At 41.9% G+C, this 21,953-nt stretch carries 20 protein-coding genes; 6 read left to right on the top strand and 14 right to left on the bottom strand.

Annotated features, from left to right (window positions below; genetic code table 11):
• Positions 1–175: 175 nt before the first annotated feature.
• The 3 genes from D9T12_RS00895 to D9T12_RS00905 all read left to right on the top strand — a co-directional run bounded on the left by D9T12_RS00895 (position 176) and on the right by D9T12_RS00905 (position 3,975).
• On the top strand, positions 176–601 hold the full coding sequence (locus tag D9T12_RS00895; protein ID WP_130536407.1) for a rhodanese-like domain-containing protein: 426 nt from the start codon (positions 176–178) through the stop codon (positions 599–601).
• Between the two features lie 121 nt (positions 602–722).
• On the top strand, positions 723–1,577 hold the full coding sequence (gene purU, locus D9T12_RS00900) for a formyltetrahydrofolate deformylase (protein ID WP_130536408.1): 855 nt from the start codon (positions 723–725) through the stop codon (positions 1,575–1,577).
• Between the two features lie 106 nt (positions 1,578–1,683).
• Positions 1,684–3,975 (top strand): primosomal protein N', encoded by a 2,292-nt coding sequence (locus D9T12_RS00905; RefSeq protein WP_130536409.1) that lies wholly within the window; start codon positions 1,684–1,686, stop codon positions 3,973–3,975.
• 3 nt (positions 3,976–3,978) lie between these two features.
• Here D9T12_RS00905 and bioC read toward each other — a convergent pair whose 3' ends face one another.
• The 3 genes from bioC to D9T12_RS00920 form a co-directional block, all read right to left on the bottom strand.
• Complete coding sequence (bioC, locus tag D9T12_RS00910; protein ID WP_130536410.1) at positions 3,979–4,953, bottom strand: malonyl-ACP O-methyltransferase BioC; 975 nt, start codon at positions 4,951–4,953, stop codon at positions 3,979–3,981.
• A gap of 13 nt (positions 4,954–4,966) precedes the next feature.
• Positions 4,967–5,755 (bottom strand): pimeloyl-ACP methyl ester esterase BioH, encoded by a 789-nt coding sequence (bioH, locus tag D9T12_RS00915; protein WP_130536411.1) that lies wholly within the window; start codon positions 5,753–5,755, stop codon positions 4,967–4,969.
• A 78-nt stretch (positions 5,756–5,833) separates the two neighbouring features.
• Entirely contained in the window at positions 5,834–9,109 is a 3,276-nt protein-coding gene (locus D9T12_RS00920) for a DUF748 domain-containing protein (protein ID WP_130536412.1), read from the bottom strand.
• A 549-nt stretch (positions 9,110–9,658) separates the two neighbouring features.
• On the opposite strand from D9T12_RS00920, the gene D9T12_RS00925 reads away from it, so the two are divergent.
• Complete coding sequence (locus tag D9T12_RS00925) at positions 9,659–11,011, top strand: alanine/glycine:cation symporter family protein (RefSeq protein ID WP_130536413.1); 1,353 nt, start codon at positions 9,659–9,661, stop codon at positions 11,009–11,011.
• 97 nt (positions 11,012–11,108) lie between these two features.
• On the opposite strand, the gene D9T12_RS00930 is transcribed toward D9T12_RS00925, so the two are convergent.
• The 8 genes from D9T12_RS00930 to D9T12_RS00965 all read right to left on the bottom strand — a co-directional run bounded on the left by D9T12_RS00930 (position 11,109) and on the right by D9T12_RS00965 (position 18,672).
• A complete protein-coding gene (locus tag D9T12_RS00930) occupies positions 11,109–13,247 on the bottom strand; it encodes a putative bifunctional diguanylate cyclase/phosphodiesterase (RefSeq protein WP_130536414.1) in 2,139 nt (712 codons plus the stop codon).
• Positions 13,248–13,254: 7 nt separating this feature from the next.
• A complete protein-coding gene (locus D9T12_RS00935) occupies positions 13,255–13,782 on the bottom strand; it encodes a histidine phosphatase family protein (protein WP_130536415.1) in 528 nt (175 codons plus the stop codon).
• A 365-nt stretch (positions 13,783–14,147) separates the two neighbouring features.
• The gene (locus tag D9T12_RS00940) at positions 14,148–14,675 is read right to left on the bottom strand and encodes a TIGR00645 family protein (RefSeq protein WP_130536416.1); all 528 of its coding nucleotides are present in this window, start codon (positions 14,673–14,675) and stop codon (positions 14,148–14,150) included.
• A 152-nt stretch (positions 14,676–14,827) separates the two neighbouring features.
• The gene (locus D9T12_RS00945; RefSeq protein ID WP_130536417.1) at positions 14,828–15,322 is read right to left on the bottom strand and encodes a hypothetical protein; all 495 of its coding nucleotides are present in this window, start codon (positions 15,320–15,322) and stop codon (positions 14,828–14,830) included.
• 2 nt (positions 15,323–15,324) lie between these two features.
• A complete protein-coding gene (locus tag D9T12_RS00950) occupies positions 15,325–15,987 on the bottom strand; it encodes a ribonuclease T2 family protein (RefSeq protein WP_130536418.1) in 663 nt (220 codons plus the stop codon).
• Complete coding sequence (locus tag D9T12_RS00955) at positions 15,980–16,264, bottom strand: hypothetical protein (RefSeq protein WP_130536419.1); 285 nt, start codon at positions 16,262–16,264, stop codon at positions 15,980–15,982. Before D9T12_RS00955 ends, D9T12_RS00950 begins: the two co-directional genes overlap by 8 nt.
• A gap of 150 nt (positions 16,265–16,414) precedes the next feature.
• Positions 16,415–16,972, bottom strand: a complete 558-nt coding sequence (locus tag D9T12_RS00960) for a DUF2058 domain-containing protein (RefSeq protein ID WP_130536420.1) — start codon at positions 16,970–16,972, stop codon at positions 16,415–16,417.
• 182 nt (positions 16,973–17,154) lie between these two features.
• A complete protein-coding gene (locus tag D9T12_RS00965; protein ID WP_130536421.1) occupies positions 17,155–18,672 on the bottom strand; it encodes a diguanylate cyclase in 1,518 nt (505 codons plus the stop codon).
• 97 nt (positions 18,673–18,769) lie between these two features.
• Here D9T12_RS00965 and D9T12_RS00970 point away from each other — a divergent pair, with 97 nt between their 5' ends.
• Together D9T12_RS00970 and D9T12_RS00975 are read left to right on the top strand one after the other, a co-directional pair.
• A complete protein-coding gene (locus D9T12_RS00970) occupies positions 18,770–19,978 on the top strand; it encodes a malic enzyme-like NAD(P)-binding protein (RefSeq protein WP_130536422.1) in 1,209 nt (402 codons plus the stop codon).
• A gap of 122 nt (positions 19,979–20,100) precedes the next feature.
• Positions 20,101–20,328, top strand: coding sequence for a DUF2798 domain-containing protein (locus D9T12_RS00975; protein ID WP_130536423.1), 228 nt, complete (start codon positions 20,101–20,103; stop codon positions 20,326–20,328).
• Between the two features lie 6 nt (positions 20,329–20,334).
• Here D9T12_RS00975 and D9T12_RS00980 read toward each other — a convergent pair whose 3' ends face one another.
• The 3 genes from D9T12_RS00980 to D9T12_RS00990 form a co-directional block, all read right to left on the bottom strand.
• The gene (locus tag D9T12_RS00980) at positions 20,335–20,520 is read right to left on the bottom strand and encodes a hypothetical protein (RefSeq protein WP_130536424.1); all 186 of its coding nucleotides are present in this window, start codon (positions 20,518–20,520) and stop codon (positions 20,335–20,337) included.
• Positions 20,521–20,576: 56 nt separating this feature from the next.
• On the bottom strand, positions 20,577–20,873 hold the full coding sequence (locus D9T12_RS00985; protein ID WP_130536425.1) for a DUF1840 domain-containing protein: 297 nt from the start codon (positions 20,871–20,873) through the stop codon (positions 20,577–20,579).
• A gap of 135 nt (positions 20,874–21,008) precedes the next feature.
• Entirely contained in the window at positions 21,009–21,944 is a 936-nt protein-coding gene (locus tag D9T12_RS00990) for a DMT family transporter (protein WP_240693203.1), read from the bottom strand.
• Positions 21,945–21,953 lie beyond the last annotated feature (9 nt).

Genomic DNA, 21,953 nt, shown 5'->3' on the forward strand with positions numbered 1-21,953 from the left:
AATTGTCGAGGATTATAGCCGAAAGGGGGCTGGATTGCGAAAGCGAAACCCTGATGAAAAAGACTTGTTAAGTTTTTTTCCATTTTGTGGGTGTTTTCATAGAAATTTTGCTGATTTTTACGCAATGAAGGGGTATTATTTTTAGTGATTTTTTAAAATTTTTAGGAGCAGGTAAATGTCAAAAGGTTTAATGGATTATGTTCAGGCGGCAATGGCGGAAATCGAAAAATGCGATGTTGAGCAAGCTAAAACATTAATTTCTCAGGGTTATAAAATTCTGGATGTACGTGAACCTGGTGAATATTTAACAGCGGCCATTCCTGGAGCAATCAATATTCCACGTGGTGTTTTAGAGCCTGCCGCAGATTTGAATTATCCTGGTGCTAATCCGGCATTGCGAGATGCGCGTGATGAAAACTGGTTGGTGGTTTGTAAGTCGGGGGGACGCGCGGCTTTGGCAACTAAAACCTTACAAGAAATGGGATTCAAACACGTTGTTAATATGGTGGGTGGCATGGATGCTTGGGTCGAGTCGAAAGGCGAAACGGAGGTACCATCTGGAGAAAATTCAACCGTCATATTGAAGGTACCTTGCGTATAATAACGAGCATTCGTTTATAAAAAGGTTATAGCGATATAACTCTTTAATCTTAACCGGCCGGTAGAAAGTGTTTTTTACCGGCCGGTTAAGTTTTGGCAGACAAATTATTTGAGACATCTTTATGAATCACGTTTACCGTTTAGTTATTTCTTGTCCAGATCAAGTAGGGATTGTTGCCAAAGTCGCACAATATATTGCTGATCAAGGTGGCACTATTATTGAAGCCAATCATCATACAGATGCGGCCAATGGTTGGTTTTTTATGCGCCATGAGATTTTGGCTTCTTCTCTATCATCGGGTTTAGAGGTGTTTGAAGAAGGTTTTGCAGAGCTTGCAGAAGCGTTTCAAATGCAGTGGTTTTTATCGGATTCACAAAAGCCAAAACGCATTGCATTGTTTGCCTCGAAGGAATCCCATTGCTTGGCAGATTTGTTGCATCGTTGGCATGAAAATGAGTTGCCGGGTGAAGTCGTATGCGTCATTTCCAATCATGCAGACTTAGGCGATATGGCAAATTGGTATAAAGTGCCTTTCCATCATATTCCTGTGACACCCGAAAACAAGCCAAAAGCATTTGCAGAAACTGAGAATTTGGTGAAAGAATATAATGCTGATGTAATTGTTCTGGCGCGTTATATGCAAATTCTGCCACCGCAAATGTGTCGTGATTATGCGGGTCAAGTCATTAATATTCACCATAGTTTCTTACCTTCATTTGTGGGGGCTAAACCTTATCACCAAGCAAATGAGCGAGGGGTGAAGTTAATTGGGGCAACATGCCACTATGTCACAGAGGTGCTAGACGCTGGGCCAATCATTGAGCAGGATGTGATTCGTATTAGCCATGCACATACGATTGACGATATGAAGCGTTTAGGGCGTGATGTTGAAAAAACAGTTTTGGCTCGAGGTTTGCGCTATCACTTGGAAGATCGAGTGTTGATTCATGGTAATAAAACGGTAGTGTTTGACTAGAATCTGTTGTGAATTTTCAGTAAACACTCTGGATTCAATTTTGTTCGTCTTATTTCCAAAAGGCTCTATGATGATTTTGTAGAGCCTTTTTTATTTGGAGTCTTTTTTGTCTGCTTCACATCGCATTGTTCAAGTTGCTTTACCAGGCCCTTTTTTATCGCCGCTTAATTATATTCTGCCGGCTGGTATAGAGAATGTTTGTGCCGGTTCACGCGTTAAGGTGCCTTTTAGAAATCAGACCAAAATTGGTTTGGTGATGAGACGGTGTGAAAACTCGGAATATGCTCTGGAAAAACTCAAAGACATTCAAGCTGTGATGGATGAGGTACCTATATTTGATGCGGGGCACTTAGCCTTTTTGGAATGGGCAAGTCAGTATTACCATGAACCAATTGGCGAAGTCGTAATGGCCGCTCTGCCAAAACGTTTGAGAGAAGGTGAGACTGCGACAAAACAGGGCCAAGAGGTGTGGGCATTAGTTGAAGGTGCGCGTATCGAAATTTCCGCTAGGGCTGAGATTCAAAAGAAGCTATTGTGGACTTTGAGTGGCGCTACAGATTCATCTCATCCTTGGCAGGGCGAAGCTGTTTCTTATTCGGTAAGTTCTGATGAGGTCTTAGTAAGGAATGAGCAATTAAGAGCCGTGAGTTCAGCATGGCGAAAAACACTGAGTAAATGGCAAGAGCTAGGTTGGGTCAATCAATCGCAAACCCATTGTTGGCAAGCGACTCAATTACCACCCCGTTTAAAACATCCTTTGAACTTTGAACAGAATTCTGTGGTTGAGGAGGTGTCTGATTGGATTGTTAACCAACGCTTTGGGTCTTTCTTGTTACAAGGTGTGACGGGCAGTGGTAAAACAGAAGTGTATCTTGCCATGATTGAACGGGCGATTTCACAAGGCAAGCAGGCTTTGGTTTTAGTTCCAGAGATAGGTTTGACACCACAAATGGTTGAGCGTTTTCAAGCTTACTTGCAAGTGCCGGTAGCAACCTTGCATTCGGGAATGAGTGACAGTGAACGTCACTGTGCTTGGCAAGTTATTAAAGATCACGAGGTTTCAGTGCTTTTAGGAACGCGTTCGGCAATTTTTGCACCATTTAAAAGTCTTGGGCTATGTATTCTCGATGAAGAGCATGATTTGTCATATAAACAGCAAGATGGCTTTCGCTATTCCGCAAGAGATTTATTGATACGTCGTGCCGCAATGCAGAATGTCCCCGTTGTATTAGGATCGGCAACGCCGTCTTTAGAGTCCTTACATAATGTCAATCAAGGTCGGTTTACAGGTCTTTATCTTCATAAAAGAGCCGGTGAGGCACAGTTGCCCAAAGTCAAAGTTTTAGATATTCGCGGTGAAAGTATTCAAGAAGGGGTGTCAGCGCCATTGAAGTCAGCGATGGAAGAACACTTAAATGCGGGTAATCAGGTCTTGTTGTTTTTAAACCGTCGTGGATTTGCTCCGGTTTTAATGTGCCATGAATGCGGTTGGCAAATGAGTTGTCCGAGTTGCGATGCGAATATGACTTATCATCAAGGTGTTTATGGAGGCTATTTGCAGTGCCATCATTGCGACTATCAAGCGCCTGAACCAACGCATTGTCCAAAGTGCAACAGTTCGGAATTGGTGAAAATAGGGCAAGGCACAGAACGGTTAGAGGAGGCAATGAAATTGTGGTTTCCGGATAAATCGGTGTTGCGAATTGACCGGGACAGTACTCGCTTAAAAGGTTCGATGGAAAAAATGACAAATCTTGCAAAAAGTGGTCAAGCGGATATTTTATTGGGTACACAAATGTTGGCTAAAGGGCACGATTTTCCGCATGTAACACTGGTTGGTTTATTGGAGATTGATCAGGGGTTGTTTAGCTGTGATTTTCGAGCAACGGAACGTTTAGCTCAGTTAATTACGCAAGTTTCAGGACGAGCAGGGCGAAGTGAAAAAAATGGTGAGGTCTTGATTCAAAGTCGTCATCCTCAAAATCCAATATTGACTCAGTTAATTACTGAAGGCTATGCGCAAGTGGCAAAAACGCTATTGCAAGAACGTCAACTAGCGCAATTGCCGCCTTTTGCTTATCAAATATTAATCCGTGCTGAAGCAAATGATGAATCACTTGTACGTGAGTTTTTATGGGCAATCAAAGCTGGCTTGGAGCTCGCGTTGCAACCTAAAATTCAATCAGAAAAGACAGCCTCTAGTTTTCATGTTTGGGGGCCGATTGCAGCACCGATGTTACGTCGTCAAGGGCGATTCCGATACCAATTAATGCTGAATAGTCCGTCGCGAAAGCTTTTGCATCAATTACTTAGCGCAATTGAACCTGCGATTTATAAAAGCCCGCTCACCAGAAAAGTTCGTTGGAGTATTGATGTGGATCCGCAAGAAATGCTTTGAATTCTATTTAAATGAATTTGAGTTTTTCAACTGCTGGCTAAATTCATCCAGTGAAATTTCGACATGATTGGATCGGTCGCGATCAGGGCCTTTGAAAACTTCTTGTGCGGCCCAAGCATGACCGTGAACGACCTCATAAGTTGCTGGTACTTTTCCTTCTTTCCGCAGGCCATCATAGGCGTTTAACATTCTTGCGAATTTGTCTTTGCCTGTCAGGCTATGCTGTCGTGATTGGCTAGCATTGGTCGCTCCAATTGCTTTCAAATCTTTTAACACTCCGATTGGTTTGTCATAGGTCAGCGTAAAGTTTTCAACATCCATTACAGGCTGGCCAAAGCCTGCGCGGATTAACGCATCACCAATGTCATGCATATCGATAAATATGTTTACATGTTCGTAGCTTTCATCGGCTATTTGCCAAGCTTGACGAAGCTCTTTTAAGGTATCAGGACCAAAGGTGGTAAACATGAGTAAGCCTTCTGGACGAAGCACGCGCCGAAACTCGTTAAAAACTGCATCCAAGTCATCGCACCATTGAAGCATTAAATTACTGGTGAGCATATCCAAGCTGTTATCGGCAAAAGGGAGTGCAAAGGCATCTGCATTGATAAGCTGCGCTCCGACTTTATGGGTGAGGTTCTGTAAAGTCTTGTTTTGCTTGAAAATGCGGCCAATTGCACCTAACGGTTTTGATTTTTCTTTGATTAAACGCTTTGATGCTTGCTTGAGCATTTGCTCTGATAGATCAACTGCAAACAAGTGTGCATTAGGGTATCGAACCATTAATTTTTCAGTTAAAAGTCCTGTTCCTGCTCCAATATCGGCAATTTTATTTGCCTCAACTGTTGTCAAATCTAAGCGTTCATCAATACGTTCTGCGACAGTTTTTTGTAAGATAGCGGCTTCATCATAAGTAGGAGCGGCGTGGCTAAAATGCTGTTTTAAATGTTGACGATTGACGTGTGCAGGATGACTCATAAATTTTGGTTTCTTACTGTTTCGTTGTTTGGATGAATTCAATAATAGCGTGCGCCGTTTCAACGGGGTGGGAAATGAACGGGCTATGGGCAGCGCCTGCAATAATGCTTTGTTTAGAATTCATTGCATGTTGGTGAAAGTCGCGAATCGCCTGAGAGGGGATTAAAGGGTCATTTTCGCCTAATAGCCATAACACCGGCAGCTCAAAGCGTTGCGCACTTTGTCGGAAATCAAAATGGTTGAGTAGCCGAAGACCTTGAGTAAGTCCAGTCAAAGTTGGGAGTTTTGAGTTTTGCATGTGTTGAATAAAGTTTCGAACGCTTTTTCTCGGGAGATTACTGCCTTGCAATTGAAGAGCCCAAAAACTTTTTAGAGTTGCCAAGCTATCGGCTTGAATGGATTGCATGAAATCCGCCATTAATTTGGGTGAGACTGCTCCAGACCAGCTATCTGTTTGCGTAAAACGCGGTGTTGATGCCAAGCAAATCAATGATTTAATTTTTTCTGGATTATACAAGGCGATGTTTTGCGCTAAAAGGCCGCCCAAAGACCAACCGAGCAGATGCGTTTTTTCTGGGAGTGAATTCATAATTGCCTGTGTCCAAGCATTCGCTAAATCAGCATCTTCTTTTATATTCTCAATTTTTGGACTTTCTCCAAAACCGGGCAGTTCGATCAAAGAAATAGTGAAATGAGGTGCTAGATATGTTTTAGCCCAATCTTTCCAGACGGAGTTTTGTGCTCCCCAGCCGTGAATAAGGCTAATGGAGGGGCCGGTACCGAATGTATCAACGCTGACCATTTTGAACTCCTAAAAAATCAAGCCATATAGTTTAACAGAGCGCCATTTTTCTTGCTCTAAGGTTGCGCTTAGTTGTGATTAAATTCCCATTTCGACCACGGGCAATCCTTTTGCAGGCGATATTTTAGGTTGGCAAAGAATAATCTGGCTACCTTTTACGCCATGTTTAATCAAATACTGCTTTATTGCATTTTGACGCTTTTTGGCAAGTTTTAATAGCTCGTTATCGCTAATCTTTACAATTTCGGAGTGCGTGGAGTTCTGTTTTGAACTGGTTGTTTCTTTGGATGGTTTAGCATTGATTTGCTTTAAAGCGTTTCGATCCTGTTCATTTGCACCTGTACAAAGTTTGATTTGCAGTTTTGATTTTTCTGCAAGTAAGGTGCTTACCTTGTCAAGGTAGCGTTGCATTTTAGTGCTTAATTGAGGGCTCGCGGCCTCAAATACGATTGACTCAAGTTTTACTGCACTCATTTTGTCAAAGGCAAATTCACCGGCCATTGCTAAGGCGCCAAAAGGTTGTAATGCCAATAATAAATAGGCGCGTGTTGCTTTTCCTAAAGCGCCATTTAACGCTTTTCCTACAATGTCGGTTGCATTGAAATTAGGGTTATTTAAGTCGCCTTTAATTGGAAGTTTGAGGTGGATGTTGTCTTGTTTGTCTTTGAGAAGGCTTAAGCCGACATTGAGTGGCATTTGAAAGTTTTTATCAAAGTCTTCACTTTTGTTGTTGCTAGCTTTGGTAAGAGTAAATTTCGAAAGATCGATACTGTTAGATAGGTCGATAATTCGTTGATTGAGTGAGCCGGAAATCTTTGCAGATAACTGACCGCTTTCTATTTGATAGCCGATATTGTTTTCAGCAAGTGGTGAGTATTCAAGTAGTGACAACCCATCAATTTTCGTATTCGTTATGAGATACAGCGGAGAGGCCAAAGGTGACATCTCTCCTTTGGATGTGATCATGCCAAATTCTCCAACGTTTAATTTCAATTCATAAGGCGTTTTGAAATCGGGTGAAGAGGTGTTGATCGAGCCCACATGTAATCGGTTGAACGTTAGATTTTGTTCAACCAGCTTGTTGCCTTCTTGAATGCTAAGTTTTAGTTGGTTGTTTCCTGTCATCGTCAGATCAGCCAAAGCTATCTGGGGGGGAGAATCGTTTGTCTTCGTTGCTTCAGGTGTCGGAGTTTTTTGGGCTTTTTCCTCTGTTTGAACGAGTAAGCTTTGCTGTAAGACAGTGATTTCTTGCAGAGATTTATCTTGGTTGACCTTTAGGTTTCCACTGACGCCTTGTAGCAGTATGTGACCGACTTCAACATTGATTATTGGCTTGAGTGATAAATTAATTTGGTCTACTTGAGATTGCTGAATAGAAAGAATTTTTCCAGACTGTTGGGAATTGAACACGCTTAAGTTTTGTAGAGAAGGTTGTGATAATTTAATCGTACTCGAGTTTGGGAGATGGATGTGTTCCACATTTAGTTTTGAAAGACTAATAATGGGGGTATTCGTCTTGACCATTGGATGATTTCTGTTTGCCATAAGCTCTAATTGCTCAGCTTCTAAACTGACTTGTGTACTTAATTGAAGTTGCGTTTGCGGTATTTGATTTTCAGGTGTTTCTGACTTTGAGTTTGGAATGGTGACGATCGTTTTGTCTTGCCATGCAATTTGTTGTGCTTTTAGTGTATGTGAGTTTTGCTCAAGTGAGATGTTGGAAAGTTTCGAGTCTGACTTAAGGTCAATGTTGATTGTTTCCGGGGTAATTTGACTTACCAAGTTAATTGCACTCGCAAAATTCTGCTTGATACGAATCGGTGTTGAATCAGGGGAGCTGGAATTGCCAGAAGGGGGGAGTTCGGTGAGAGAGTCGCTGAGTGTGACGTTTCCCGTTGCTTGAATTGAGATTTCATTTGCTTGGCTTTCTTTACCGGCCGGTATTGTTTCTGGGCTTTGAGTTTGGATATTTAAATCGCCTTGCCAGTTGAATTTTGACAAGTTTTGTTTGACTGCGTCGGTCTGAAATTCAAAGTCAGAAAGTCCAATGTTTCCTTTCTGAGAAATGGATAAGCCTGTCGTGTTTTGCAAAACTTTGAGATTGAGTTTGGCCGATAATGATGTGGCCAGTTGTTGTAATGAATCTTGAAATTCAGTTTCAGCAACGTTTAAATCGCCGTTTGCGTTAAGCGTCTGACTCGATGCATCCCACAAGAGTTCACCGTCAAAACTTACAGATTGAGTAGTAAGTTTTTGCTGGTCATTATTCCATGAGAGGTTATTCAGTCGTATTGGGCCAGTTTGTTGAATTTTGATTAAATCATTATCTAGCTGGGCGTTCAGATTGATCTGACTATTCAGGTCAACCGCTAAGGTCTGAGGTGTCGGTGCGTTCTCATTCTTTGATGACAGTTTGGCTTGAAAGTCATTAATGGATGTTTCACCTTGCAGTTTTAGCCCTTTTGTTTCACCCACGAATAAATGTGTGTCACCTTTCCATGAAAAGCTTTGGTAGCGAATGTTTTGTGAGGCAATGTCCGCTTCAAAGTTGTTGATACCAAGTTCTGCGCGTTGATACAGGGCTAAACCATTGACGGTTTGCTCTAGAGTAAAGGTGCTATCGATGCTTGCTGTTCCTTGAAATGATTGAATTTCAGATGGCAGCCAATCTTGAGCATCTTGTAAATTCAAATCTTTTGCGGTGAGTGTGCCGACGATTTTCGGTTGTTTGGCAAATAAGTGTAATTGTAAGTTTGCATTGATCGGTTTTGTATCCAGTTCGCTATCAAGGATTAAGCGCCCAAAATTTTGATCCCAAGAGTAGAGTTTGGTTAATTTTAAATCCAGTATTTGAAACTGATGAGTTGTTTCATTTGCAGACAAATTCAAATGAATATTCTGAAGGTGTAAGCTTTCAATCCCAATAGCAATTGGCAGTTCTAGAGCTGTTGCGCTTTCTTCGGCATTGCTTTTTTGAGGGAGTTTGAAGCCGGCAATAAGTAGTTCAGAATTTTCAGTTTGTCGTTGAATTGGAAGTTGAACGCCTTTTAATGAAGCGTTTTCAAAGAAAAGCTTACCGTCAAGAAGTGAGCGCATTGATAAATCTGCTGAAAAATGATCGATCTGCAGCGGTTGGTTTTGATTTTGTAGCGAAATGTTTTCAATGGTTAAGCGGCCGGTGAAAAGGTTAAAGTCGATATTATCAATGTGTGCGGGTGCTTGCGTGTGTTTGCTAAGCCAAGCACTTAAGCCCCATTGTGTAGCAGTTGGTAAAATGCTAAGCACAATAACGATAAATGTCAGCAATCCCAACAACCAAGGGGATTTTCTAAAAAGCTTTGCAAGCACTTGCATGACTGTCCTTATGATTTGAAATTCTACAGAGGAAGTCTAATCATACTGGATTTACAGGTCATCGTTAACTTTGAACCTTTGAGCTTTATTGATTTTGTCATGAATTTTGAACACGTTAAGTTTGGTTAAATTAAAGCTTTTTAATGGCGTGGTAGGTGTAAAGTAAATTATCGTAGCGACTAGACAAAGTTGGTAAAGCCTTTTAGGGTCTGTTGACAATTCATAATTAAGCTCTGCTCAAACCATTTTTCGTTCCAGCAAGGCAGAAAGAGCGTGGAATAGTTATTCTATTTGAGCGAATTTCTAACACTGCTGGGGCAAAAATGGCTTGAGCCCTACGGGTTGCGCTTAAAAATGTCGCACTCTTTGTTGCTCATCGCTTATTTGGAATAACCAAACTGCGCTCTGAGCGTCGTGATTGCTGCATTTTTAAGCAGCAACAGAGTCAAGTCTGAATTGTCAACAGACCCTAGGGTTGAAAAATGTAATTTCGAATGCAATTTCGGTGTCAAAATTGATGCATTATCAAATAACTTAAAATGGAATCTTATGGAAAGTATTAATCAGTTTTTATCTTCTGCCGGAGCTTTGGCTTGGGGACCGGTAATGCTAGCTCTGTTGTTGGGGACTGGGATTTATTTAACCATTCGATTGAAGTTTTTGCCTTTGCGGCATTTAGGGTATGGATTTCGTTTGCTTTGGAAGGGTAGGCATTCAAAACAGGAAGGGGATATTCCGCCCTTTGGGGCTTTGATGACTGCATTAGCCGCGACGGTTGGAACAGGGAATATTGCCGGAGTTGCTACCGCTTTATTCATTGGTGGTCCTGGCGCGATTTTTTGGATGTGGATGACCGCTTTAATTGGTATGGCAACTAAATATTCCGAAGCTGTGTTGGCTGTGCATTATCGAGAAACGGATGTCGATGGACGTCATGTGGGTGGGCCCATGTACTATATTGAAAACGGCATGGGCAAAAAATGGAAGGGCTTGGCGGTTGCCTTTGCATTGTTCGGGGCGATTGCCGCCTTTGGTATAGGGAATTTGGTTCAAGCAAATGCTGTTGCTGGAGCAATGACTGAAGCTTTTTCGATTAATAACCAACTGACGGGTGTTGTTCTAATGTTGCTGATTGGTTTGGTTGTGTTTGGTGGGGTCAAGCGTATTGCCAAAACAGCCACCGCCTTAGTACCTCTTATGGCAGTGCTTTATATTGGTGTGTCTTTGTGGATTCTTATACTGAACATCGATGTTTTGCCAAATGCATTTGTCATGATTATTGACAGTGCTTTTTCAGGCTCTGCTGCAGTAGGTGGTTTTGCGGGAGCAAGCATTATTTTAGCGATTCAATTTGGTGTGGCGCGTGGCGTATTCTCTAATGAGGCTGGAATGGGTTCAGCACCGATTGCACATGCCGCGGCTAAAACCAATAGTCCAGTTCAGCAAGGTCATGTCGCCATGCTTGGAACCTTTATCGATACAATTATTATTTGTACTATGACGGCCTTGGTGATCCTTGTGACCGGCGTTTGGACTTCGGGGGAAACTGGGTCGGTTCTAACTGCTCATGCATTTAGTCAGGGGTTGGATAGTAATTTCGGCGCGGTTATCGTGGCGTTAAGTTTAGCGGTGTTTGCGTTTACTACTTTACTCAGTTGGAGTTATTACGGTGAGCGTTGCGCAGAGTATTTAATGAGCACAAAAGTGATCACACCCTATCGAGTGTTATGGATTTTAATGATTTTTGCCGGCGCTGCGTTGTCGGATTACTTCAATACAGTACTGATCCTAGCCGATTTGTTGAATGCGCTTATGGCAATTCCAAATTTGATTGCTTTGTTGGTGTTGTCACCGGTCATGTTGAAACTAACCAAGGCTTACTTAGATGGTGATCATAAATGAGGCAAATTAGGGATTAAGCCTTAAAGCTGAACCCGTTGTTGGATATTGACCGGCCGGTAAATGATTTTTTAATGTTACCTTTTGCTGCTCTAACTATTTAAGTGTCGAGCTCCGCGAGCCATTGTGAGTGCTCAATTGGTTTAGCGTATAAAAAGCCTTGGATAATCGGGTTGCCTAGGCTTTTAAGCGTCGCTTCTTGAGCAGCGGTTTCGACACCTTCTGCCACAACTTCTAAATTAAAGGTTTTGGCCATTTCAAAGACTGCTTTTACCAATGTTTGGTCTTCTTTGTCATGTGTGATGTTTTTGATAAATGCTCGATCAATTTTAATTTCATCCATTGGCAAGCGTTTCAAATAGCTTAATGATGAATAACCTGTCCCAAAGTCATCAATTGAAAACCTGACTCCAAATGCTTTTAAGTGTTGCATTTTGCTCACAACCGCGCCGAAATCATTTAAAAAAACATTTTCGGTGAGTTCGAGTGTTAACAGTGTTGGATCTACCTTGGTTTGAGCAAAAATAGTCTGTATGTGTTCAATAAAGTTAGGGTGCGAAAAGTGGTGGCCGGAAATATTGACCGAAATATGCAGTTCTTTACCGAGTGTTTTCTGCTCAGCAATAAATTGACAAACTTGAGACAGCATCCACTTGTCAATTTCAATTATCAGGTGAGATTGTTCGGCCAGTTTGATGAAAATATCTGGTCGTATCCAGCCACGCTGTGGGTGGTTCCAGCGAATGAGTGCTTCTGCTCTAGGTAGGCTCTCTTTAGAGTGGATTTGTGATTGAAGGTAAAATTCAAGTGAGTTATCGCTAATAGCCTTTTCAAGATCTTTTTGCAGTTCAAAACTGTCAGTGATTTGCTTACTGAGCTGTGACTCAAAAATAACCGCTTGGTTACTTCCTAATTCCTTAGAGTTATGCAGTGCAATCATTGCGTCTCGAATAATTTCTGTAGGCGAGTTTTGAAGATCTGTCGGGAAAGCAATCAACCCTTGGTTGCAGCTAAGCATAAGGCTTTCGTTATCGATTTCAAAGGGGCTGCTAAACAAGTTTTTGATTTGGGTAATCGTTTCTTGAAGGAGGCTTTGAAGTGCATCTTCCTCGATTTCAAGGGGGTCAATCAATATGAAAAATTCGTCGGAGCTCCCTCGGTAAAGTTGACTGTTTTCACTGGCAAAATTTTTAAGCCGTTCTGTCACCTCGACTAATATCCGATCTCCAAAGTCATAACCCAAAGCATTGTTAAAAACCTTAAAGCGGTTGATATTCAGCTTAATTAAAATACCATTAAGTTGGTGGTTTTGCGCATTCGTCAAGTGTTGTTGAAGGTCTTTTTTCAATGACTGCATGTTGGGTAATTGGGTGAGGTCATCAAAAAAAGCCAGTTTGAAAATGCGAGCTTCTTCTTGTTTATTCAGCTCGAGTGTCTGTTTAAATTTCAGGACCGCTGTGCCCAAATGTTTTAGCTCGCCGCGAGTGTGTTTAACCATTTTCTTGATGGCATCAAGTTTTGGCACTTCTTGTTTGAATGCAGCTAATTCACGAAGTGAAACTAAAATGATTTGCAGATAACTAGAGAGCTTTGAGGCCGAGATGATAGCCACAATTAGAGCGAATATAAGGCCAGAAATACCAAGTAAATAAATTGAATTTAAGCTCTCTTCGAGTTTTTGGTTGCTCAATTCATAGGTTTCGTTGGTGTATTTCGTGAGAAGTTTTGACAAGGTGTTAGATTCATCAACGAATTTGAAATACTCAGCTTGAGCAGCATCGATGTAGTTTTTGGAGGTCCTCGGATCGATTACCACCATGTCTGAGGCCATCAGTGAAAAGTTTTTAAAATTATTGAAGGTCTTCTGCCAAGTATCCAAAGGGATGTCGAGTTCATTCAGAAGAGTTAGCTGCTTTTTGACGTTGATAAGTTGTGATTCTGTTACCGATAATTTGTCGACCATCTTTGAATGGATAAGGTAAGCCTCTGCATGGCTTAATTGTCCTTTATTGGTAGCGATTAATAGATCATTTAAACGGGAATATTGTTGTCCAACACTTTCAATGAAGCCAATGGTTTTTTGCAGATCCTCTACGGTTTGTTCGACAATCTTTTGATTACGTTCTTTTTGCTGTACATACTCATTCATCGCAAAAACACTGAGGGTGACGACAATGCCTAGCACAATCAGTGCTGGGAGCAGGAAGAGTATGAGGGTAGAAAAACGCAGACGAAGCATAATCCGGTTAATCCACCTTTAAAAGCCTGTTCCAGTCTTGTGGACGAATGCTACCGATGTATTCAAATTGATTATTTCCTTTTGGTTTAAAAATCACCAGTGTCGCTTCAACGGGGAAATAGCCCATTAAGTCCATCATATTTGGGGCGTGAGCAACTAGAATGCGATTGGTGTTTTCAGGTGTCACAGGTGTTGAGACTAAACGGCGAGTATTGGCGATGACCGGTTTTTTTTCTGCTGAGGTCATATTGCCAGTGTACATGAGATTTTTGTCGAGTGTGAAATGTCCAAAAGCATACTGGGCAGAGTTTTTTGCTCGGCACATTGGGCTGGCAAAGACTTCACCTATCGGGATATTCGCTATGCGGACATTTTTACCAACCTTGGTGGCTACTTGAATGCCTTTTAGACTCAGCGTGCGTTGTGTATTACAGTCGTTTAAGTCAACTTTAGGTGTGCGATCTGGGCGGCTATTGTCGGTATTACCATGGCGCATATAAAGCACATAGCCGCCTTTTTGCAATTTTCCAATCATTTGTTGGGTTGCAATGATTTCAACAAACTCAGGATCGCTTTTTTTGTGACTGCAGATGCACTAAATGCTGTTAAAAGTAGTGTAAGTAGAGCTAAATTCCGTAAAAATCGCGATAAGCTTTTAACTTGCATCGTTAATTCCTTATTTGAGTGCGTTAAAGGCGGTTTTATTGATAATAAAGTATATCTTACTAATAAACCCGTTTACTGAATGTTTCAAGTTAATGAAGAATGACTCTTTGGTCAAGATATGAAGCGAAAAAAACTAGTTTTTATGCGGAAATGTTGATGTGAATACTTTCTGAGTAGCAAAAACAGGCAGGAAAATCTCGTGCTACTCAGAAGGTTGGGAATGAGCACTACGTTTTATTCGTCGCTCGATTTGGTTTTTTTTGAACTTGAATGCCCCAAACGATCCATGAGTGCATACATGACGCCAGAGAAAACAAATGTCACGTGAAGTCCAATTAACCAAGCCAGTTGTTTATCGGTGTATTCGTCCACATTCATAAATGCTTTTAAGAGTTCGATCCCTGAAATTGCGACAATCGAACCGATGACTTTGATCTTTAAGTCGGAAAAACCGATATGCCCCATCCATTCAGGACGATCTTCGTGATTGCCCAAATCCATTTTAGAGACAAAGTTTTCGTAGCCGCTGAAGATAATAATAATCAGTAGGTTCATAATCAGTGCAACATCAACTAGGGTCAAAACACCTGTAATAATATTGCCGCTCGTCGCTTCGCTTAAGCTCAATGCCAAGGTCAGTAATTCTTTCCCAAATTTGAATAGCAAAATCAGCATGGCAATGACTAGTCCGAAATAGACGGGTGCCATTAGCCAGCGGCTAGCAAACAGTAGGCCTTCAAAAAACGTTTCAACGCGTTTCATTAATGTCTCCAATAAAATAATTTTGGGTATTTTAGCGGATTTGTTCGCTGGCTGTTAAGAAGTGGTTGCTTCTTTCAGCCTTTCCTTTGAAGGGTCAAATTCAAGCCGTTAGTAAAGAATACCGGCCGGTTATGGTTCCTAAATTCATTAAGTTACATCTCAGTGATTAAGTGGTTCTCTTTAAAAAGGGGCAGTAAATTGATTGGGATTGCTGCCGCAAAGACTGAGAAGCCAATCTGGCGAAGGTAGGCAATTCGATGGCGTCCTTGCTTAATTTTTAAGCGACCTTCAACCAGTGTGTTTTCAAAACAAACTGCCGGAACGCGACCGGTTTGGGGAACCTCTTTTTCCCAGCGTTCGATTTTTTGTCGATGCATTGCGAGTTCAGCTTGATAGGCCACCTCGGTTTTACAGCAGTGTTGAGGAAAGTGCTGGAGATTGTTGGGGACAAAGTTGCACGCATCTTGTTTCCAGTATTCATCCCATCTGGGTAAATTTATCAAAACCGTTTGATAGCGGATGTTAGCTGTTTGATCTGACGATTCAATAAACTCAACAGATTCAATTTTGGCGAGAGTTGACCGGCCGGTAGAGATGAATTGCCATAAAACTTCAGGTTTGTTTGAGGTAGCGATGTGCCAAGTCATCGTTATCGACGTGTTTTAGGGCAGTTCATAACATTAAACTGTTTATCGAAGCAAATGCCGAATTCATTGCGTGTTAGGTGCATCCATGTGTTTTTGAGTTCTGGATGTTGTTTTTTCATCCAAAGCATTGCTGGTTTTGATTTTAAATGGACGGGTGGCATCTTAAAACGTTGGTATAGTTCAAGGGTTTTTTGGTAGTAGGCATTGAATGTTGGAAAATCGCAAGCGCCATGCTTTTCCCATTCACCTTGCAAAAGACGAGTACCTGGGCTCATGCACAAGTAGGGTTCCATTTTTGACAATTCAACCTTAGGCAAGTCGCCTTTGCAAAAACGAGGGTGTCCTTTTTTATCTCCGTTGACATAGGCGGTTTGATTTTCACTCCAAAGACCATGCACGACCCAGCCGAATTGATTCGGTGATTCACATTGGAAGGGGACTTTATCGGTTTGGGCCTTGCGTTGCATGTGTTCACAAAAGCGCTTTGAGTTGGAAAACATCAATAAAAAGAAATCCGTGGAGACGTTTTTGTTTTGATAATCAATTGAATGGTCATAGTTTAGATTTAACCATTTTTGCTGAATCGAGCAGGTTTCCTTGGCATTGGCGCTCAATGCAAAACCTAAGAGAAGCAGTGAGCCCAGTTTTTGAGTGAGCTTATTCATTACGGTTTCGCCACAGTTTACTGACCGCTTTGTCACTGCCTAAAAAGGCGACAATCCAGCAGAGAATGCCTATTCCTGCAAATAAGATCACTGGAAATAAACCGGCCCATTGTTCGATTTTCATGGAAAAGTACAGTCCAACGGCTGAAATAACCATAAATAAAAACCCCATGACTTTGAGAATCGTTCTGTGTGAGGGGCTGTATTCATAAGAGCCTTCGGACTTTTCTAAGGCATTTAGAATAGGAAAGGCAAGTTTTGTCAGCAAAGCTTTCATTGGGTCACCAGTTGTAATGAGTCTTAATGAGTAAATAGGTATAAGCTTATCAGACCCTAACTTATTGAGTTGCTGGTTTTGTAAGGTTTATGACAATTTTGCCGGTCACAAAGCGTGGTTTTTTTGACCGGCCGGTAAAGCTTTTATGATTTACCAAACTAAATCGTCTGGAATTTCAAATTTTGCATAATAGTCTTTGTCTTCTTCCGATAGTTCGGTTTCTAGGGACTTTCCTTTCACCAGTGCATTTGGGTCACGCTGCACAATTTTTTCCACCGCATCTGCACGAACGATGGCATATCCTTGATTAAAGTGCACCAGTTGCAGTTGACCATTGGCTAAACCTTTTTGTGTCTTGGCATTGACGTGTAAGTTTTGCACTTTCTCGCCATCCGCAAAATGATAGCTAATATCCCCCTCAAAATTTGTTAGACGATTGCTTTCAATAATCTGTTTGAGTTCCGCTTGGCGCGCTTTTTGCGCTTGCTCTTGTTGGCGTTTTTGATTCAGCTCTTGATCGCGTTTGGCTTTTTCTGCTGCTGCTTTTTGAGCCAATTTGCTGGCTTCGGATTGTTCAACGGTGCCCTTTTTAGATTTATTTGCCTTCTGTTTTTTTGCTTGTTGTTGTTTTTCGCGTTGTATTTTCTTGGCTTTCTTTTCATCTACCAAGCCAGATTTTTTTAATTGATCGAATAATGAACCCGCCATTGCAATGCTCCTATTTTTTGAGGCGATATTTTACTCGGTTTGAAAAGGTGGATTCAAAAAACGATTGAAGTAGATTTAAAGACGGGAATTTCAACTTATCCTAAGGGCGCAAAGATAGGGTAAAAACGTTCAGTAAAATGTTGGTGGTAAAATCAGGGTTGCCGTCATTTATTACCGGCCGGTTAATATTTAAGAGATTCGTGTTTTACCTGATTTCTACCCGATGCTTTGGCTTCATAGAGCAATTCATCTAGTCGGTGTTGCATGCTTTCAGGCGATTCGTTCTGCTGCAGTTGAACAACACTTAAGCTAATGGTGAGGTGGATATTTTCCGGCCAGCGATGGCTGTTTTGCACCGAGACACGAAAACGTTCGGCAATGCTAATGGCTTGTGATAATGGTGTGTCGGCAAGCAGAGCAAAAAATTCTTCACCTCCCCAGCGAAACAGCTGGTCACCGTCACGGAAATGCGATTTGATTTCTTTTGTTAGCTCTATCAAGACTTCATCGCCGATCAAGTGACCATGGGTGTCATTGACTTGTTTGAAATGGTCGATATCGAAAAATACCATTGAATAGGGTGTATTCGTTAATTCACCACCGCTATAGAGTTCGTCCATTACTTGATTGAAATAGCGTCGATTAAAGGCCTGCGTCAATTCGTCTTTTAGACTCATGTCTGTGACTTTTCGACGATGACGTTCCGAATTACGCAATAGTTCGATCGCTTGATGAAGGTTGTTTTGAAAGCGTTGGAAAACGACATATAAAAACAGTAAGAAAAAGGCGTAAGTTGCTAAGCTCAGGGTGATATACATTTGATTATTGCGTTTGTATTCCGCATAAGACCCCGAAATGTTTTTGATGATTTGAAACTGCAGGATTGGACGGTCATCATAAGAATTTAAAAAGATATTGGATAGCACCAAATAGACGCCATCGTCGTTTTCAATCACTTGTTTTGAGTGTTGATGGTCGATGGATAGTTGATTGAAAATTGGGTCGCTCATGACGACTGAATAGTCATTGATTTGTTTAAAATGTGTTTGATAAGTCAGGCTTTTCAAGCTGGTGGTTTTAACCAGTGTCCGCACAGCGACATCGTTGCGCTGTTTAAGACGTTCTGAGAAATAGGCAGGCCGAACGCCAAATTCCAAAACCCCAATGTGGTGATGTTGTGGATTAAAAACTGGGGTCGTGATGCGATAAGTAATGCCATTTTTACCGGGCTCAAACCCACTCATTTGGGTTTTGGTCCGATTGACTTCATCCACAATCGGTCGAATGTCGGTTAAATCATCGTTATAACTTTCGGGCTTGTGCATCCGCAAAATGGTGACATTTTTGGTGTCAAAAAAATGCATGACATAAAGGTTGGGTTCTTGTTGTTTAAGCGTTTGGTAATCGGCTTCAACTAAGCGTTGAAGTTTGTCACGATTTTTTTGTTCAATGGCTTTAGTGATTTCGGGCATTTGCGTGTAGTGTGCGATCAAAAGGCCAAAACGTTCATTCAAGTCTTCAATCGAATATTGAAACGAATCTTCAACTTTTTGATGCAATGCATCCAGTTCAGAAGCCAGCAAATTTTTGTTTTGGTGATACATAAACAGCATATTAATGGCAAACGCAATGCTCACCAGCACCGAAATAACACTGAAGATGATTGAAACAGAAGGAATTTGGATGCTTTTGTGACTCACAAATTGGATACCTTTAAACAACCAGAAAAATAATAGTACTACGATTTTTTACGAATGGCGCTTAAAATTTCCTATTAAAAACGAGAGAGAGAGAAACATGAAGCAAGCTGCATTGCGCTATCACCAACAATTACCGGCCGGTAAATTATCTGTGGAAATTACCAAGCCTGCAAATACTCAGGATGATTTGAGTTTAGCTTACAGTCCCGGAGTTGCAGAACCGGTGAAGGCGATTTTAGATCAACCGGATAAGGTTTATGATTTGACGATTAAAGGTAATTTGGTGGCGGTGATTTCCAATGGTACGGCCACTTTGGGGCTTGGCAATACCGGCGCTTTGGCTTGCAAGCCGGTCATGGAAGGCAAGGCTTTGTTGTTTAAACGTTTTGCTAATATCGACAGTTTTGATATCGAGGTAGATGAAACGGATGTCGAAAAGTTTGTGCAGGTGGTGAAATCGATTGCACCGACGTTTGGTGGTATCAATTTAGAAGACATTAAAGCGCCGGAATGTTTTGAGATTGAACGTCGCTTAGTTGAGGAACTCGATATTCCAGTTTTTCACGACGACCAACATGGCACAGCGGTGATTACGGTTGCTGCTGTGTTAAATGCGCTGGAAATTCAGCAAAAAACTCTAGCGGAGGCGAAAATTGTTTGCGTGGGGGCGGGTGCAGCAGGCATGGCAATTTTGGATTTATTAATTGAATCTGGTGCGCAAAAATCGAATATTTTATTGCTCGATTCTAAAGGCGTGATTTATACCGGCCGGTCGGATTTGAATGCTTATAAACAGGTGTTTGCGGTGGAAACGGAGAAGAGGACTTTGATGGATGCCATGCAAAACGCAGATGTGTTTTTAGGGTTATCCAGAGGAGGTCTGTTATCGAAAGAAATGTTGTTATCGATGGCTGAGAATCCTGTGGTTTTAGCTATGGCAAATCCTGATCCTGAGATTCTGCCAGAGGATGTTAGGGCAATTCGCACAGATGTGATTATTGGTACAGGTCGAAGTGATTATCCCAATCAAGTGAACAATGTTTTGGGTTTTCCATATATTTTTCGTGCCGCTTTGGACTGTCGGGCAAAAGTGATTAATACGCCGATGAAACTGGCTTGCGTTCAGGCGCTATGTGATTTGGCAAAGCAACCTGTTCCAGAAGAGGTTTTGCAGGCTTATGGTTTGACGGAATTAAGTTTTGGGAAAGACTATATTTTGCCAAAACCAATCGATTCACGTTTATTGGAAGAATTGCCTCCGCTAATCATACAAGCTGCAGTGGATAGTGGTGTTGTCAGTCCATGAAAGGGGGAGCTCCTCGAAGTCAACGCCTGCTATGATTGTGGGAATTAAAAAGGTTGGTTGCAGCTAGACATTAAGTGTAGCGAGTATTACACTTTACGGCTTTGAAATGGAAAGGAGTGATTATGTTCGACCCAAAATATCAACCGGTCTTAATGGCTTTTTTCATGGCACTGTTTATGTCTTTCTTAATGTCTGGTGTCATTAGTGCGATAAATATCGGGATACCAGAGAACTTTCTAGCTATCTGGTTTCATGCTTGGTGGACAGCCTTTGTGGTAGCTTTTCCGGCGGTAATGGTGGTTTCACCGCTTGTCAGACGTGCAACGCTCAAGTTCATTCGAAAAAGTTGAGGTGACTCAGAGTTGGTCTGATTTGTCGTCGATCGACTGCGATTTTTGCAAACGATAACGTGGCGAGTGCTCATAGAGATCCTCCCAACCTTCGTTGGCGATAAGGTCTTCGTCTTGGTTTTTGAGGTTAGGCCGCTTGTCCTCAACCCATTCATAGCCAAACAATCGAAAAATAGCGTTGAGGAATTTCATTCGGGCCTCTCGTTTTTAGGGCGATATTGGGGTTTACACCGGCCGGTCAACTGCTTTTATACTAAGGTATTTTCCCAAATGACATGTTCATTCTCTTGGACAGCATTTTGCAATAAGTCTAGGAGTGGTCGACCGCGATGTGACAAGCTCACTGAATCGTCATCCCAGCTATCGCCTGTTTTTGCACTCGCCGTGCTTAACGCTTTTCTTAAGGTATTCAGCGCAGCTTGAACTTCATCAGCGTTTAATGCGCCTGGCACGGTTTCACTGCGTCCCATAAGGCCGATCAAATTCAACGCATGCTGGTCAAACATGGTGACATCAGCATGATGTTTGGTTTTGAAAACAATCATATTATTTCTCGCCTCTTTTTATTTCCACAATCAAAGCCATCTTAAACAGTATCTTAGCTATTGTTCTGTGACTGATAGCAACATTATATTCCTAATATGCATAGTTGATTGCCGATTAAAAAGCATTGTTTGATTTTAATTGGCCTCTGAACGCGAGGTGTTTGCAAGTTTCAAGGCAGCTCGACGATATTGATTGCGGCCGTGAATGACTAGACCAATACCACCAAGCATTAAAAGTGCAGCCAATATAAAACGCAGCGTGATTGGTTCGGTCAAGAGCCAACTGGCTCCCAATGCGGCCATTAGCGGTACCAGTAATTGTGAAGCAGAAGCCATGCTGGAAGAAAGTTGGGTGAGCGCCTTGTACCATAAGATGTAGCCAAGGCCAGAAGTCACTGCTCCTGAAAACAGCGCTAGCCAGAGGCCATCAGTGGTGATAAAGGTATTTGGAAACAGTATAAGGCTAATGATTGTCGCCAGAACAACAAAGGGTAAAGTACGGTAAAAATTAAACGCGGTATCACGCAACGGATTCTGAGACTTGCGACCGTTCAAGCTATACAGAGCCCAAGTGAAAGCAGAAATGATTACCATCACCAGCCCCCACCAAGAAGGGGTGCTTAGTTTTGGGTACATTAAATACAACAAGCCTAATAATGCCAAAGCCACACCGATCCATTCAGCAAAATGCAGAGGCTCGCCTTTACGAACAGCATAGCCAATCATGGTCAATTGAACGACCACTGCGAGAATCAGCGCACCGTTAGCAGTGCTGATCGCGACATAGCCGTAAGAAAAGGTAAGCGCATAGATAAATAAATACACAGCAGAGCGCCAACTTCCTCGGCTTTCAGGTGTGGTATTTTTTTGAGTGTGCCGATTCACCCAAAACAGAATAGCAAACAGAACCGCTGCGGCTGAACCGAGCCGTATGTTGGTAAAAGTCACTGGGTCAATGAGTTGAGCGTCAAGCGCCCACCGGCAGGCAATCGCATTGGCGGCAAAAGCGACCATCGATAAAAAAGTGAACAGTGCGGTTTGGAAAAGCGTGGTGCGAGTCAGCGGTGTCATGTGAATTCT

It is taken from the genome of Thiomicrorhabdus indica (assembly GCF_004293625.1).
In the GTDB taxonomy this organism is placed as follows: domain Bacteria; phylum Pseudomonadota; class Gammaproteobacteria; order Thiomicrospirales; family Thiomicrospiraceae; genus Thiomicrorhabdus; species Thiomicrorhabdus indica.